Origin of the sequence: Leifsonia sp. LS1 (assembly GCF_020521355.1) — a bacterium.
GTDB lineage: Bacteria > Actinomycetota > Actinomycetes > Actinomycetales > Microbacteriaceae > Leifsonia.
Genome location: NZ_BPER01000009.1, coordinates 53,491 through 68,231 on the forward strand (window position 1 = coordinate 53,491; position 14,741 = coordinate 68,231).

15 protein-coding genes are annotated in these 14,741 nt (G+C 68.5%); 8 read left to right on the plus strand and 7 right to left on the minus strand.

Annotation, left to right across the window (positions count from 1 at the left end; translation table 11 throughout):
- Positions 1-3: 3 nt before the first annotated feature.
- Positions 4-888, minus strand: coding sequence for a CPBP family intramembrane glutamic endopeptidase (locus LLS1_RS15685; protein ID WP_226656992.1), 885 nt, complete (start codon positions 886-888; stop codon positions 4-6).
- 207 nt (positions 889-1,095) lie between these two features.
- Between LLS1_RS15685 and LLS1_RS15690 the strand changes: the two genes are divergently transcribed.
- Complete coding sequence (locus LLS1_RS15690; protein WP_223359244.1) at positions 1,096-1,299, plus strand: cold-shock protein; 204 nt, start codon at positions 1,096-1,098, stop codon at positions 1,297-1,299.
- Between the two features lie 87 nt (positions 1,300-1,386).
- Positions 1,387-1,998, plus strand: coding sequence for a dihydrofolate reductase family protein (locus tag LLS1_RS15695; protein WP_226656994.1), 612 nt, complete (start codon positions 1,387-1,389; stop codon positions 1,996-1,998).
- Positions 1,999-2,085: 87 nt separating this feature from the next.
- On the opposite strand, the gene LLS1_RS15700 is transcribed toward LLS1_RS15695, so the two are convergent.
- The 3 genes from LLS1_RS15700 to LLS1_RS15710 form a co-directional block, all read right to left on the minus strand.
- Positions 2,086-3,735, minus strand: coding sequence for an MDR family MFS transporter (locus LLS1_RS15700; protein ID WP_226656996.1), 1,650 nt, complete (start codon positions 3,733-3,735; stop codon positions 2,086-2,088).
- Positions 3,736-3,812: 77 nt separating this feature from the next.
- Positions 3,813-4,415: a TetR/AcrR family transcriptional regulator gene (locus LLS1_RS15705; RefSeq protein ID WP_226656998.1), complete on the minus strand. Its 603-nt coding sequence runs from the start codon at positions 4,413-4,415 to the stop codon at positions 3,813-3,815.
- Between the two features lie 78 nt (positions 4,416-4,493).
- Entirely contained in the window at positions 4,494-5,849 is a 1,356-nt protein-coding gene (locus tag LLS1_RS15710; RefSeq protein ID WP_226657000.1) for a glutamate decarboxylase, read from the minus strand.
- Positions 5,850-5,989: 140 nt separating this feature from the next.
- Between LLS1_RS15710 and LLS1_RS15715 the strand changes: the two genes are divergently transcribed.
- The 3 genes from LLS1_RS15715 to LLS1_RS15725 all read left to right on the plus strand — a co-directional run bounded on the left by LLS1_RS15715 (position 5,990) and on the right by LLS1_RS15725 (position 10,500).
- Positions 5,990-6,544 carry a dihydrofolate reductase family protein gene (locus tag LLS1_RS15715; RefSeq protein ID WP_223359265.1) on the plus strand — a complete coding sequence of 185 codons (555 nt, stop codon included), beginning with the start codon at positions 5,990-5,992 and terminating at the stop codon, positions 6,542-6,544.
- Positions 6,545-6,782: 238 nt separating this feature from the next.
- On the plus strand, positions 6,783-8,513 hold the full coding sequence (locus LLS1_RS15720) for an ABC transporter ATP-binding protein (RefSeq protein ID WP_374758282.1): 1,731 nt from the start codon (positions 6,783-6,785) through the stop codon (positions 8,511-8,513).
- 1 nt (position 8,514) lies between these two features.
- Positions 8,515-10,500, plus strand: a complete 1,986-nt coding sequence (locus LLS1_RS15725) for an ABC transporter ATP-binding protein (RefSeq protein ID WP_374758283.1) — start codon at positions 8,515-8,517, stop codon at positions 10,498-10,500.
- 68 nt (positions 10,501-10,568) lie between these two features.
- Here LLS1_RS15725 and LLS1_RS15730 read toward each other — a convergent pair whose 3' ends face one another.
- The gene (locus tag LLS1_RS15730) at positions 10,569-10,850 is read right to left on the minus strand and encodes a Fe-S cluster assembly protein HesB (RefSeq protein WP_223359271.1); all 282 of its coding nucleotides are present in this window, start codon (positions 10,848-10,850) and stop codon (positions 10,569-10,571) included.
- A 438-nt stretch (positions 10,851-11,288) separates the two neighbouring features.
- Between LLS1_RS15730 and LLS1_RS15735 the strand changes: the two genes are divergently transcribed.
- Entirely contained in the window at positions 11,289-11,858 is a 570-nt protein-coding gene (locus LLS1_RS15735; RefSeq protein WP_226657003.1) for a hypothetical protein, read from the plus strand.
- Positions 11,859-11,900: 42 nt separating this feature from the next.
- Here the strand turns inward: LLS1_RS15735 and LLS1_RS15740 are convergent, their stop codons facing one another.
- The gene (locus LLS1_RS15740) at positions 11,901-12,488 is read right to left on the minus strand and encodes a hypothetical protein (protein WP_226657005.1); all 588 of its coding nucleotides are present in this window, start codon (positions 12,486-12,488) and stop codon (positions 11,901-11,903) included.
- Positions 12,489-12,702: 214 nt separating this feature from the next.
- On the opposite strand from LLS1_RS15740, the gene LLS1_RS15745 reads away from it, so the two are divergent.
- Positions 12,703-13,248: a GntR family transcriptional regulator gene (locus tag LLS1_RS15745; protein ID WP_226657013.1), complete on the plus strand. Its 546-nt coding sequence runs from the start codon at positions 12,703-12,705 to the stop codon at positions 13,246-13,248.
- An 18-nt stretch (positions 13,249-13,266) separates the two neighbouring features.
- Here the strand turns inward: LLS1_RS15745 and LLS1_RS15750 are convergent, their stop codons facing one another.
- Positions 13,267-13,812: a type 1 glutamine amidotransferase domain-containing protein gene (locus LLS1_RS15750; RefSeq protein ID WP_226657015.1), complete on the minus strand. Its 546-nt coding sequence runs from the start codon at positions 13,810-13,812 to the stop codon at positions 13,267-13,269.
- A 54-nt stretch (positions 13,813-13,866) separates the two neighbouring features.
- On the opposite strand from LLS1_RS15750, the gene LLS1_RS15755 reads away from it, so the two are divergent.
- Complete coding sequence (locus LLS1_RS15755; RefSeq protein WP_226657016.1) at positions 13,867-14,691, plus strand: aldo/keto reductase; 825 nt, start codon at positions 13,867-13,869, stop codon at positions 14,689-14,691.
- The last annotated feature ends 50 nt before the right edge of the window (positions 14,692-14,741 follow it).

Below are 14,741 nucleotides of genomic sequence, written 5' to 3' on the forward strand. Positions count from 1 at the left end.
CACTCAGGCGAGTGGAGCGGCGGGCGGCTTCAGGCCGTAGGCCGCCTCGCGGTCGACGCGGCCGCGCACGAAGACCAACGGCACCAGAGCGAAGATCATGATCACGACGTTCGCCAGCCCCGCGACGCCGGCGAGCGGTCCCGGGTGCATCGCGCTGCTCGTGGCGTCCACCCCGCCCGTCAGCAGGAAGAGGCTCGGGTCGGTCGAGGCGTGCAGCAGGATGGGCCAGATCAGGTTGCCTGTCACCCGCAGGGCCGCGTACATCACCAGGCCGAAGGCGAACGTGTAGACGACGGTGAACCCGACCGCGATCAGGTTCTGGCCGGACAGCGCATTGCCCGCGTGCAGGGCGGCGAAGAGGAGCGACGACAGCAGCATCACGCTGCGCTCGCCGTAGCCGGCGCGGCGCAGCAGGTTCACCGCGAATCCGCGCGTCAGCACCTCTTCCGCGAAGCCGATCACGAGCCCCGTCACCAGCACGGCGACCACCGCGCCGGCATCCCAGGCGGCGTAGTCGGCGCTCGCGAACCGCAGGATGTTGAACACGACGACGATCCCGACACCGATCCACATCCACCACGATCCGCCGATCGGCTGGCGCCCGAAGAGCTGCTTCAGCCACCCCAGCGACAGGGCGAAGATCACGAGCAGGATGCCGCCGACGACGATGGCGGCGCCGATCCCGAAGAAGACGCTCGCCGCGTTCGCGAACACGTCGTGCTTATCGATCAGGCCGCCGAACGCGAGGAAGACGAGCACTCCGGCGAGCTGGTAGAGACCCCAGTAGACCGCAGCCACCAGCAGGGCCTTCCACCATCCGCCGCGGTTCCAGAACCGCCGCCAGGCCGATTCCGCCGCGGCTCCGTGCTCTCGCTGCTCCGAATTCACGGGGCTCCCTTCCGCCTCGTCTTCCGAGCCGGGCGGCTCCGCACGCACTGTACACGGCCGCCCGCCCGTGCAATATCTCGACTTCTCTTCGGACGAACCCGGGCGTAATCCGGCGGATTCGCGTATCGTTGTTCACGCGCTTTCCGTAAGCAGCTCCGGAACGGTTCCGGCGGCGTCGGTCATCGCAGATTGAAAGAAGAAAAAACGATGGCAACTGGCACCGTCAAGTGGTTCAACTCCGAGAAGGGCTTCGGCTTCATCGCTCCGGACGACGGTTCGGCCGACGTGTTCGCTCACTACAGCGAGATCACGGGTAACGGCTACCGCAACCTGGAAGAGAACCAGAAGGTCGAGTTCGAGGTGACGCAGGGCAACAAGGGCCCGCAGGCCTCCAACATCCGCGCTCTCTGAGACGCTCTCGAAGCGCCCCGTCCGACGTCGGACGGGGCGCTTCGTGCGTTCGGCGGTGGTGTCGCCGGCACGGTGGATACTGATCCCATGTCCGACACCACTTGTCACATGTCGATCTCGCTCGACGGCTTCGTCGCCGGGCCCAACCAGAGTCTCCAGAACGGGCTGGGGGAGCGCGGCCAGGAGCTGCACCGCTGGCACATGGGCGACCCGCGCGCGAACGCCGCCGACGCGACGGCCGCCGGGTGGCTGATGCGGCCGCGCGGCGCCTACGTGATGGGCCGCAACATGTTCGGCCCCATCCGCGGCGAGTGGGATGGCGCCTGGGAGGGCTGGTGGGGTGCGGAACCGCCGTACCACGCGCCGGTCTTCGTGCTCACCCACTACGCGCACGACCCGATCGAGATGGAGGGCGGAACCACCTTCCACTTCGTCACCGACGGCTTCGACGCCGCCTACGCGCGCGCCGTCGAGGCGGCCGCCGGCGCCGGCGTCGACATCGCCGGCGGTGCGTCGACGGTCCGCCAGGCGCTCAACGCCGGGGTGATCGACGAGCTCACCCTCGACATCGCGCCCGTCCTGCTCGGCAGCGGCGAGCGGATCTTCGACGATGTCACCGCCTTCGACTTCGAGCCCGTCGAGGTGCTCCACTCTCCGCTGTCGACGCACATCCGCTACCGTCGCGTCAGCGCGGGCTGACCGCCGACACACAGAGGTCGCGCAACGCCGCTCCGGAGGTTCCGGAGCGGCGTTTCTCGACCCCGGTGTCGCGGGGTGGTCGGGAGGTCAGGCTCGGGGATCGCCCGGTCCGGCGTCCTCCGCGCCCACGGTCGCAGGCGCGCGTCCCGCGCGTTGCTCGGCTTCCAGACGCTCCGCCTCCTCGCCGCTGATGGCCTCGCCACGGGCGACGAGCCCGGCCTGATCCGAGAGCGGGATCTGCTTGAGGAACAGGGCCAGGATGAGCGCGATCGCGATGAACGGGATGAGGTACCAGAACACCGGGGCGAGCGCGTCGGCGTAGGCGTTCACGACGCCGGTGTGCACGGCCTCCGGGAGCGCGTTGAGCGCCTCCGGGCTGAGCGTCGCCGTCGCCCCGGCCGCGTCAGACGCGGAGGCGCCCGCCTTGGTGAAGACGTCGGTGAGGTTCTCGGTCAGGCGCGTCGTGAACAGCGTGCCGAAGACGGCCGTGCCGAGCGCGGCTCCGACCTCGCGGAAGTAGTTGTTCGTGGAGGTCGCGGTGCCGATCTGCGCGGCCGGGACCGCGTTCTGCACGACGAGCACGACCACCTGCATGATCAGGCCGAGGCCGGCGCCGAATACGAACAGGTACACGCAGATCAGCCAGATCGGGGTCGACGCGGCCAGCGTGGTCATGCAGACCATGGCGATGCCGGTGATGATCGCGCCGAGGATCGGATAGAGCTTGTATTTACCCGTCTTGGTGATCGCCATGCCCGACGCGATCGACGTGCCGATCAGGCCGACCATCATGGGGATCATGAGCAGCCCGGAGGCCGCGGCCGAGGTGCCGGACGACATCTGCAGGAAGGTGGGCACGAAGCCGATCGCGGCGAACATCCCGATGCCGAGCGCCAGGCCGATCGCGGTGGCGTTGACGAAGATCGGGTTCCTGAACAGCGCCAGCGGGATGATCGGGTCCGAGGCCCGCGCCTCGGCGATCACGAAGGCGATCGCCGCGGCGAGCATCCCGATGCCCCACGCCCAGGTCGCGAAGGAGCTCCAGCCGTAGTCCTTGTCGCCGCCGAAGTCGGTGAAGAAGATCAGGCAGGTCGTCGCGATCGAGAGGAAGAGGATGCCCAGGATGTCGATCGGGCGGGTGGCGCGCTTGCTCGGCAGGGTGAGCGCGACGATCGCGATGACGAGGGCGGCGATGCCGACCGGGATGTTGATGTAGAACGCCCACTGCCAGGTCAGGTGGTCGACGAAGAAGCCGCCGAGGAGCGGGCCGGCGACGGCCGAGAGGCCGAAGATGGCCCCGAGCGGGCCGAGGTACTTGCCGCGCTCGTTGGCGGGGACGATGTCGGCGATGATCGCCTGCGAGAGGATCATGAGCCCGCCGCCGCCGAGGCCCTGGATGGCGCGGAACACGACGAACGTCCAGAAGTCGCCCGCGAACGCGCAGCCGATGGACGCCGCGGTGAAGACCGCGATGGCGATGATGAAAAGCCACCGCCGGCCCAGCACGTCGCCGAGCTTGCCGTAGACGGGCATCACGATGGTGGTGGCGAGGATGTAGGCGGTGGTGATCCACACCTGGTGCTCGACGCCGCCGAGGTCGCCGACGATCGTCGGCATGGCGGTGGAGACGATCGTCTGGTCGAGGCTGCTCAGCAGCATCCCGGCGATCAGGGCGCTGAAGATGATCCAGATGCGCCGCTTGGTCAGCAGCAGCGGCGCAGGCGCGGTGGCGGTCATGGGGTCCGTTCGTTCTCGGGTGGTGCGTTCGTTCTCGGGTGGTGCGGTGGGATGCGGGGGCGCCGGGTCGGCCGGCCTCAGGCGAAGAGTTCGCGGACCGCGGCGATGCGTCGCCGGATGATGTCCGGGAGGTCGTCGGAGGTCTCGGGGCGGAAGAACTCCTCGGCGCTCGCGCGCAGCAGTCCGCCGGCGAGCTGCACGGCCGCAGCGGCTCGCAGGTCGCCGCGGGGCAGCCCTTCGCGGCGTTCGACGAGCAGGATGTCCTCCCGCTCGCCTTCGCCCGCCATCTTCAGCATGTGGGCGGCGAGCCGCGGCTCGCGGTCGACGGCGCGGAGCAGTTCGTGGATGTCGGTGGCGGTGAGTCCGCCGTAGTCCCAGCGCGCGAGGTGCAGCGCGATGAGGTCGTCCAGCAGGTGCACGATCCCACGCGGCCCCTCGGCCAGGAACCGTTCGGCGGCGCCGGATTCGTCGAGGTCGACCGGGATGCCGATGACCGCGTTCTCCTTGGAGGCGTAATAGTTGAAGAGGGTGCGGCGGGAGACGCCGACCTCCTCGCACAGCTCCTCGACGGTGAAGCCGGAGAGCCCGCGTTCGATGGTCAGCCTTCGCGCGGCCTCGCGGAGTCCGCGGGCCGTCTCGGCCTTGCGCCGCTCTCGCGCAGAGATTGCACTCTCGTTCACGAAGTGAAAGTTTGCACCTTCAAGCTGAAAGTGCAATGTGAGTCATCGGCGGCCCGAGACCGGCCACGACCGGCACGTTCAGTGCGCGAAAGCGGTCTTCGGGATGCGGGTCGGGTCGCCCGTCCGCAGCTCGGCGCACACCGCGCGCACATCGGCCACCAGGGCGTCGGCGAGCTCGGCGCTGAAGCCGTCGCGCACGACGATCCGGAGCACGGCGACATCCTCCGCGTTCGCCGGCATCGTGTACGCGGGCACCTGCCAGCCGCGGGCGCGCAGCTCGTGCGAGACCTGGAACACCGTGAAGCCCGATCCCGGAGCGACGTCGAAAGCGATGACGGGGATCGCCGTGCCGTCGGTCAGCACCCGCAGGTCGGGCTCGGCGGCGAGGCCGGCGGAGATGGTGACGGCGGTGTCCCGCAGCGCCGTCATGATCTCCGTGTACCCGGCCCGCCCGAGTCGGACGAAGTTGTAGTACTGCCCGATGACCTGGTTGCCGGGGCGGGAGAAGTTGAGCGTGAAGGTCGGCATCTCGCCACCGAGGTAGTTCACCTCGAACACGAGCTCGGACGGCAGATGGTCGGGCGACCGCCAGACGACGAAGCCGATGCCCGGGTAGGTGAGGCCGTACTTGTGGCCGCTGACGTTGATGGAGACGACGCGCGGCAGTCGGAAGTCCCACTCGAGGTCAGGGTCGAGGAAGGGGACGACGAACCCTCCGCTCGCCGCGTCCACGTGCACCGGCACATCCGGTCCGCCGCTGTCCGCGAGGGCGTCGAGCACCTGACAGATCTCGGCGATCGGCTCCAACTCGCCGGTGAAGGTGGTGCCCAGGATGCCGACGACGCCGATCGTGTCGTCGTCGACCGCGTCCCGCACCTGCTCGGGAGTGATGACGTACCGGCCGCGTTCGACGGGCAGATACCGCGGCTCCACCTCGAAGTAGCGGCAGAACTTCTCCCACACCACCTGCACGTTCGATCCCAGTACGAGGTTGGGTGCGCCGCCGCCGCTCAGCCCGCGCCGGGCCCGCCAGCGCCATTTGAGTGCGAGCCCGGCGAGCATCACGGCCTCGCTCGACCCGATGGTGGAGGTGCCGGTCGGCTGTCCGGGCTCGGCGTGGAACAGGTCGGCGACGATCGACACGCAGCGGCGCTCGATCGCGGCGGTCGACGGATACTCGTCCTTGTCGATCATGTTCTTGTCGAACGACTCGGCCATCAGCACCTCGGCCTGCGGCTCCATCCACGTCGTCACGAACGTGGCGAGGTTGAGCCGGGAGCTGCCGTCGAGCAGCAGCTCGTCGTGGATGAGCCGGTACACGCTGTCGGGGTCCGTCGCCTCGTCGGGCAACCGGTCGGGGGGAGCCTGCCGGGAGAGCCTCCCGGTGTAGGCGGGGGTCGTGGTCCCTTCGTGGACGAAGCGTTCGGACGTCATGGCGTGCCTCCCTCGCGGCCGATGCTAACCGCGGCATCCCGGTGCAGCAAGGACGCCGGTTCCGGGCGCTGCCCGCACGTCCTGCCCTAAGCTGGTCGGCAGCGGCCGGCCGGCGTCGGTCGCAGGCGGAAGGGGAGGCCATGGGCGCCATCGCAGTGCACGAGTTCGTCTCGCTCGACGGGGTGTTCCAGGATCCGAGCTGGACGTTCGACTACGGCTTCGACCCGGCCATGGGCGACGATCTCGCGCGCATCACGAGCGCCTCGGAGGCCATCCTGCTCGGCCGCACCACGTTCGAGATGTTCGCGCCGGCGTGGTCGACGCGCACCGCCGCCGAAGACCCGGGCGCTCCGTTCTTCAACGACTCGACGAAGGCCGTCGTCAGCGGCACTCTCGACGACGCCGGCGCGGAGGCCACCTGGCGCAACTCCCGCTCGCTCGGGGCGTACGACGCCGACCGCATCCGGGAGTTCAAGGAGTCGACCTCCGGCATCTACATCAGCGGCAGCGGCACGCTCGTGCGCTCCCTGCTCGCCGACGGGCTGGTCGACGCACTGCACCTCTTCGTGTATCCGGTCGTGCTCGGGACCGGCGCGCGGCTGTTCCCGGAGGGCACGGCGCGGGCCGCGCTCGAGCTGCGGCACTCCGAGGCCTACGACAACGGTGTGCTGCACCTCCTGTACACGCCGGCCTGACCTCCGCCTCCACCGATCGATCACCATTGCGGTCATAAGGTGACCGCACGTCGGCATAGCGTCGGCTCGTACACCCCTTCCGGGTTCGGAAGTCGGCGGCTCGCGCTACCGTAGTCGCTGTTCGAGACCACTCAACAGCGGCGTTGTGGCGACGAGCCCGTCGGCGCTGTGCTTCACTGGGGACTCCGCGCCCCGCCGTCCCGGCACCTCACCAGCATCGCGACACTCAGGAACTCTCGTGACCCTTCTCCGAATGGCTTTCCGCTTCGGCCGACCGTACTGGCGCTCAGCGCTCGCGGTCGTGCTCCTCCAACTGGTGGCGACCCTCGCCGCCCTCTACCTGCCGACCCTCAACAAGGACATCATCGACAAGGGCATCGTCACCGGCGACACGGATTTCATCTGGTCGACCGGCGGGATGATGCTCCTGGTCTGCTTCGTGCAGGTCGTCGCGGCGATCGCCGCGACCTACTTCGGCGCCCGCGCGTCCATGGCGGTCGGCCGCGACATCCGCCGCTCCTTCTACCGCACGGTGGACTCCCTCCCGTCGCTCGATCTCGCCCGGTGGGGCATGCCGACGCTCATCACCCGCAACACGAACGACGTGCAGCAGGTGCAGATGCTCGTGCTGCTGACACTGAACTTCATGGTGTCGACGCCGATCATGTGCATCGCGGGCATCATCCTCGCCGTGAACGTGGATGCGGGCCTCTCCTGGCTCATCTGGGTGTCGGTGGCCGTGCTGTTCGTGGTCGTCGGCGTGCTGGTCTGGCTGCTGCTCCCGCTGTTCCGCGAGATGCAGGAGCGCATCGACGGCGTCAACGGCGTGATCCGCGAGCAGATCGTCGGCATCCGCGTGATCCGAGCGTTCGTGCGCGAGCGCTTCGAGAGCGTGCGCTACGACGACGCGAACCTCGCGCTGACCCGGGTCTCGGTGCGCGTCGGCAACATCTTCGTGCTGATGTTCCCGGTCATCATGCTGATCCTCAACGCCGCCACGGCCGCCGTGCTGTGGTTCGGCGGCCACCGGGTGGATGCGGGCGACATCCAGATCGGTGCGCTCACCGCGTTCCTCCAGTATCTGCTGCAGATCCTCACCGCGGTCATGATGGGCGTGTTCATGGCCATGATGATCCCGCGCGCGATGGTGTGCGCCGAGCGCATCGACGAGGTGCTGAGTGCGACACCGTCGCAGCAGAGCGGTGCGGGGGGCGCTCAGCTCCCCACCGATGGCCGCGTGGAGGTCGAGGGCGTGACCTTCGGCTATCCGGGAGCCGAGAAGCCGGTGCTCAGTGACGTGTCGTTCACGGCAGAGCCCGGCCAGGTGACCGCGATCGTCGGCTCCACCGGGTCCGGCAAGTCGACGCTCGTCTCGGTGATCGCCAACCTCTTCACGCCGCAGAGCGGTCACGTGCGCATCGGCGGCGTCTCCGTCGACACCCTCAGCCGGCAGCAGCTCTCGGGTCAGCTCGGTCTCGTCCCGCAGCGCCCGTACCTGTTCTCCGGCACGGTGGCGTCCAACCTCCGGTTCGGAAGGCCCGACGCCACGGACGAGGAGCTGTGGGAGGCGCTGCGCGTCGCCCAGGCCGAGGACTTCGTCCGGGCGAAGGAACACGGCCTCGACGAGCGGATCTCCCAGGGCGGCACGAACGTCTCCGGCGGTCAGCGTCAGCGCCTCTGCATCGCGCGGGCGCTCGTCGCCCAGCCGAAGGTGTTCCTCTTCGACGACTCGTTCTCGGCGCTCGACGTCGCGACCGACGCGCGGCTGCGCGCCGCGCTCGCGGAGTCCACGGGCGACGCGACCGTGATCGTCGTCGCGCAGCGGGTGTCGACCATCCGCGAGGCCGACACGATCGTCGTGCTCGACGACGGCACGGTCGTCGCACGCGGCACCCACGACGAACTGCTGGAGACGAGCGACACGTACCGCGAGATCGTCGAGTCCCAGCTGAGCCTGGAGGTGGCCTGAGATGGCGCGCGACAAGCTGGCCAAGCGGCCGAAGAAGCAGAGCGAGGCCGACCGCGCCGCGCACGAGTCCGCCGTCGAGGCGACGCTCGAGGAGGTCGACTACGAGTACGAGCCGTCCGCCTCCGACGGCGATATGTTCGGCGACGCCCCGGCCCGCAAGGCCGAGAACTTCTGGCCGTCGTTCAAGCGCCTGCTCGGCCTCCTGAAGTCCGAGTGGGTCGGGATGACCTGGGTCACCGTGCTCGTGGTCGTCTCGGTCGCCCTCGTGGTGATCGCGCCCCGCATCCTGGGCAACGCGACCGACGTCATCTTCCAGGGCTCGGTGGGCACCATCGACGCGAAGGGCACCCTGATCCCGGGCACCGGCATCGACTTCGTCGAGCTGGGCCGCCTGCTGATGATCGTCCTCGCCATGTATATCGTCGCCTCGCTGCTGCAGTGGTGGCAGGGCTACATCCTCAACGCCCTCGTGATGCGGGTGGTCTACGGGCTGCGCCGCGACATCGAGGACAAGCTCAACCGCATCCCGCTGCGCTACTTCGATGCCCGCCAGCGCGGCGACCTGATGTCGCGCGTGACGAACGACGTCGACAACATCCAGACCGCGCTGCAGCAGGCGTTCTCTCAGCTGATCCAGTCCGTCCTGATGGTCGTCGGCATCGGGATCATGATGTTCATCGTGTCGTGGCAGCTCGCGCTGATCGCGCTCATCGCCATCCCGCTCTCGGGTGTGATCGCGGGTGTGATCGGCAGCCGCTCGCAGAAGCTCTTCAAACAGCAGTGGGCGTCGACGGGCAACCTGAACGGCCACATCGAGGAGTCGTACTCGGGTCTCGACCTCGTGCGCTCGTTCGGCCGCGACGGCGTGATGCTGGAGGAGTTCGACTCCCGCAACCAGAAGCTGTACCGCTCGATGGTCGGTGCGCAATTCGTGTCGGGCATGATCATGCCGGCGATGAACTTCGTCTCCTACCTGTCGTACGTGCTGATCGCGGTCGTCGGGGCGCTGCGCGTGGTCTCCGGTCAGATGACCATCGGCGACGCGACGGCTTTCATCCAGTACTCGCGGGAGTTCTCGCAGCCGATCGGTCAGATCGCGGGCATGGCGAACATGCTGCAGTCCGGTGTCGCGTCGGCCGAGCGCACCTTCGAGTTCCTGGATGCGGAGGAGCAGTCACCCGACCACGAGACGCGGCATCTGCCCGCCCGTGCCGACGGCCGGGTGGAGCTGGAGGAGGTCGAGTTCTCGTACGACCCCGCCATGCCGCTCATTCGCGACCTCAGCCTCGCCGTGAAGCCGGGGCAGACCGTCGCGATCGTGGGGCCGACCGGTGCGGGCAAGACCACGCTGGTCAACCTCATCATGCGGTTCTACGAGCTGAACGGCGGCGCCATCCGCCTCGACGGCATCGACACGACCGAGCTGTCGCGCGCCGAGCTGCGCGGCCAAGTGGGCATGGTGCTGCAGGACGCATGGCTGTTCTCCGGGACGATCCGTGAGAACATCCGCTACGGCCGGCTCGACGCGACGGACGAGGAGGTCGTGGAGGCCGCGAAGGCCACCATGGTCGACCGCTTCGTGCGTCAGCTGCCCGACGGCTACGACACGGTCATCGACGCCGACGGCGGCAACGTCTCGGCGGGTGAGCGGCAGCTGCTCACGATCGCGCGGGCGTTCATCGCGAACCCGTCGCTGCTCATCCTCGACGAGGCCACCTCGTCGGTGGACACGCGCACCGAGCTGCTCGTGCAGCACGCGATGGCCGCACTCCGCACGGACCGCACGTCGTTCGTGATCGCGCACCGCCTGTCGACCATCCGGGACGCGCACACCATCCTGGTCATGGAGAACGGCAGCATCGTCGAGCAGGGAGACCACGCGACGCTCCTCGAGCGCCGCGGAGCCTACTACGACCTCTACATGACGCAGTTCCAGGGCGCCGCCGCCGAGGCCGACCCCGAGCCCGAACCGCAGCCCGCCGCCTAGCAGCGCCGAACACACGGAAAGTGCGCCGTCTCGTGATGAGACGGCGCACTTTCTGCGTACTCGGGCGGTCAGGCCACCGCGCCGATGGCGAAGCTGACGGACCCCTGCTCGTCGACCTGCGCGTCGAGCACCTTGTCGTCGAGGGCGTCGGCCGCCTGCGGCTCCAGGAAGATGCGGGCGCCTCCGGCGTCGACGACCTGGTCGGTGGGCTCGGGGGCCTCCGAGACGGCCGCAGCGAAGGCGGTGTTGTCCGGGTTGCTGCTGCTGATGCGCAGCCCCGCCTCGTCGGCGGGCGCCTGGTCGGTGAGGGTCTTGACGATCGTGCTGGCGTTCTCAGTGAGGGTGAGCATGCGCTCTCCTTCCGTTCGATGGCTCCAGGAGCCAGCCACGTTCCCGCGCTCCGCGGGACCACGCAACCCCGGTCGCCGCCATTGCCAGGAAACACTCACGAACCGTCGACGGCGTCCTCGGCGGGGCGGTTGGGCGCCCGCCGTAGTGGGTGTCGATGTCCACCAGAGCCTCGAGCAGGGCAGAGAGCACGTAGAGGCGGATGCGTATCTGGACGGCGACAGCATCGGCCGTCATCACCTCGATCGCGCTGCCGGTGACCGTGTTCCACTCTCTTAGCGCGGCTTCCCGGGCCCGGTGCCTCCTGTCCGAAGCGCACACGCCCGACCGTGGCTGACCCGCATTGCGTATCCAGCGTGATCCGCTGTGGGCGATCAGGGGTGGACGCCAGCTGGGGCAGTGGGTGACGATCGAGGGACACGGGAGATGAGGAGGCCGGAGTGAAGTTCGCTGGCTACAACGAATCGATGGGGTGGCCCGCCGATATGCAGATTCGGGTCGCTGCTAGCCCGGATGCTCTGCTCGAACTGCTCTGGCTGCGTCACTACGGGGTGGGCCAGGCTGAACCCGGGCTGCCCGCTGCAGATCTGCCCGACGATCCCGTGCGCACGGAAGACGAGTTTCTCGTCACGGCGTGGGAGGCGTTCTGGGATCGTGCGCTCGAGCACCTGCGGATGGTTCACGAGCTGGATCCGGGCGCCGTCTCATCGCGCCCGGACTTGTGGGAGGTACCGCGGGCAACGGAATTGGCAGAGCGGTTGCGGTTGGAGCCGGGCGAACCGGTGCGGAGCTGGGCGAAGCGGCTGCACGCGAATCCGTCCGCGGAATTCGCAGCCGGGGAAGCGTTGCGCTCTGCTTGGGAATCAGGTCTGCGCGTGGTGATCGACGTTCCCATGCGTGGAGAGTTCGCCGCGAAGGTCGGCGAGTCCACGATGCTCGTGTCCGCGGCGTCACGGGCGAACCCGTTCTCCTACGGTCGCGCTCTGATCGGTTACGTCCGGGGCATGTGAAAGGGCGGGAGCGGCCGCCCCCGCCCTTTCAACTGGCTCCACTCAGGAGTGGAAGTTCTCGCCCGGGCTGCCGGAGACGCAGACGGCGCCGTTGCTCATCACGACGTTGGAGCCAGGGAGCACGTTGGCGAAATCACCGCCGCCGTTGAACGCCCAGCTGCTGAACCAGGTTGCCCCCGAAGGGCCGCTCCAGGTGAAGCTCGGAAGACCGGACCACCCCCAGACCTGAACGGTCCACGTCTTGGCGATCACCGGGTGGGTGACCACATAGCCGGTGGTGATCGTCTTCCTTTGGCCAGACGACTTCGCGTTTATCCACGATGACCCGCACGGGCCGTCGACGTACGCCGTCCTCGATGACGCCTGACGCGCAAGCTGCTGCTCGAACGCGATCGCGTCGGCCGAGACAGGAACGCTGGACCGCGCACCAGTCGCGTCGGTGACGATCGCGTACCCGTTCTGCTCCGCCGCCGTCGCGTCGTATCCGCTGAACGCCATCGGCAGAGACACCGTCGAGGTGCCCTCAGTCTCGGCTCCCGTCGCCGCAGACGCCGGCGCCGTAGCGCACAGCGACGCAGCCAGAGCGCTTGCGGCCACCCCCGAGGCCAGAATCCTCTTCCAGTTCTTCATCTGAAGGTTCCTTTCTGGAGAACTACACTGTTCTCGCATACAGGAAGCTAATCTATTGACCATGACAAGCGATAGACCTGAAATCTAGGCTCTTCCGTATTGATATTGATAGCTGCATTTCCTCCACGCAGCACTCACGGTCGGCCACGGATCACAGCTCGAACACCGGGGGCCCTCATGACCGCACTCACGACGTCCCACATCCTGAGTTCGAATGCCGACTTCTGTAGCGCCCGCTCCACGTCGCGCTCTCGTCCGCGACATCGCCCTCAGCAAGCTTCTTGCGGCGATCGCCGAGGGCGACCTCCTATCCGGCGAGCGGCTTGTCGATGCTGGCATCGAAGCATGGCTGGGCATGTCGTACACACCGGTGCGCGAGGCCATCGCGCAGCTCTCGCTGGGTCTGGTCGAGACCCGCTCGCGGAGCGCCACGCGTGTGACGCCGGTCGACACCACCCGTCTGCGCACGTTGACGTGGCCCGCGTGGCGGGCGGAGATCGTTTCGCGGCGGCTGCGGCGAGTTGCCACGTCGATTCCCGCCGCGCACACTGCGTTCCTGGCCAGCGGCTACGGCTTCCCCAACGCCCTCGGCGTCTCCGTCCTGGCGTCGAGCCTGCGTGGACCGCTCCTCCTCACTACGGGCAGGTGCATCCCCGTGAGCGAACTCCAATTCATGTTCGATCGCGGTGTCGACGACTTTCAGATCGTCGGCGGCGAGAACGTCCAGACGACGGAGGTGCGCTGGGCTCGTCCGTGCTGAGCCGGTGAGTCCGGCGGATCACCCGCCCAACGCCGCCACCAGCTCCCGGTTGAACGCAGGCAAATCGTCGGGCTTGCGCGACGACACCAGGGTGAACGGACCGTCGTCGACGACGACCTCCTCGTCCACCCATGTCGCTCCGGCATTGCGGTAGTCCGTCTGGAGGCTCGGCCAACTGGTGATGCGCCGCCCGTCGACGACGCCCGCCTCCACCAGCACCCAGCCGCCGTGGCAGATGACGGCGATCGGCTTGCCCGCTGCCGCGAACTGCTTCACCAGCTCGACGGCGCCAGGGAACGTCCGCACCTGGTCGCCATTCGCCACGCCTCCCGGGAGCACGAGCCCCGCGAAATCGTCCGCCGACACGGCGTCGAGCGTCGCATCCACGCGGAACTTCTGCGCCGGGGTCAGGTGCTCGAAGGCCTGCACCTCGCCGGCATCCTTCGAGACCAGCCGCGGCACTCCGCCCGCCTCCGTCACCGCCTTCCACGGCTCCGTCAGCTCCGCCTGCTCGATGCCCTCCGGCCCTACCAGGAAGGCCACTGCACGTCCGTCCATCGTCATGATGTCTCCTTTCGTCGCCCCACACGTACGCCGGGAGCGCGGCAGAATGAACCCATGACGAGCATCCCCCAGGTCTCTCTCAACGACGGCGGCAGCATCCCGCAGCTCGGATTCGGCGTCTACAAGATCCCGGAGGCCGAGACGGCCGACGCGGTGGTCGCGGCGCTCGAGGCCGGCTACCGGCACATCGACACCGCCGCCTTCTACGAGAACGAGCGGGGCGTCGGCGAGGGGGTCCGCCGTTCGGGACTCGATCGCACCGACGTCTACGTGACGACGAAGGTGTGGTGGACGGAGAACGGCTACGATTCGACGCTACGGTCCTTCGACGCGAGCCTGGACCGTCTGGGCTTCGACACGGTCGACCTCTTCCTCATCCACTGGCCGGCGCCGAAGCACGACAAGTACGTCGACTCCTGGCGCGCCCTCGAGCGCATCCACCACGAGGGCCGTGCCCGTTCGATCGGCGTCGCCAACTTCCACACCCACCACCTGGAGCGCCTCGCCACCGAGACCGAGGTCGTCCCCGCGGTCAACCAGGTCGAGCTCCACCCGTGGCTGCCGCAGCGGGAGGTGCGCCGCTACGACGCCGAGCACGGCATCGCGACGGAGGCGTGGTCGCCGCTCGCGCGCGGACGCGTGCTCGGCGACCCGACGCTCGACGCGCTGGCCGCGAAGCACGGCGTCACCCCCGCCCAGGTGGTCATCCGCTGGCAGCTCCAGCTCGGCAACATCGTCATCCCGAAGTCGTCCACCCCCGCCCGCATCCGCGAGAACCTCGACGTCTTCGGCTTCGTGCTCGACGCCGACGACCTCGCGGCGATCGCTGGGCTCGAGACCGGGGAGCGAACGGGCAAGGACCCGGACGACCTGGGGTGAGTGTCGCTCGTCGACTCGTGGCGAGCGCGGTGCCACGGGACGAGCGCCGC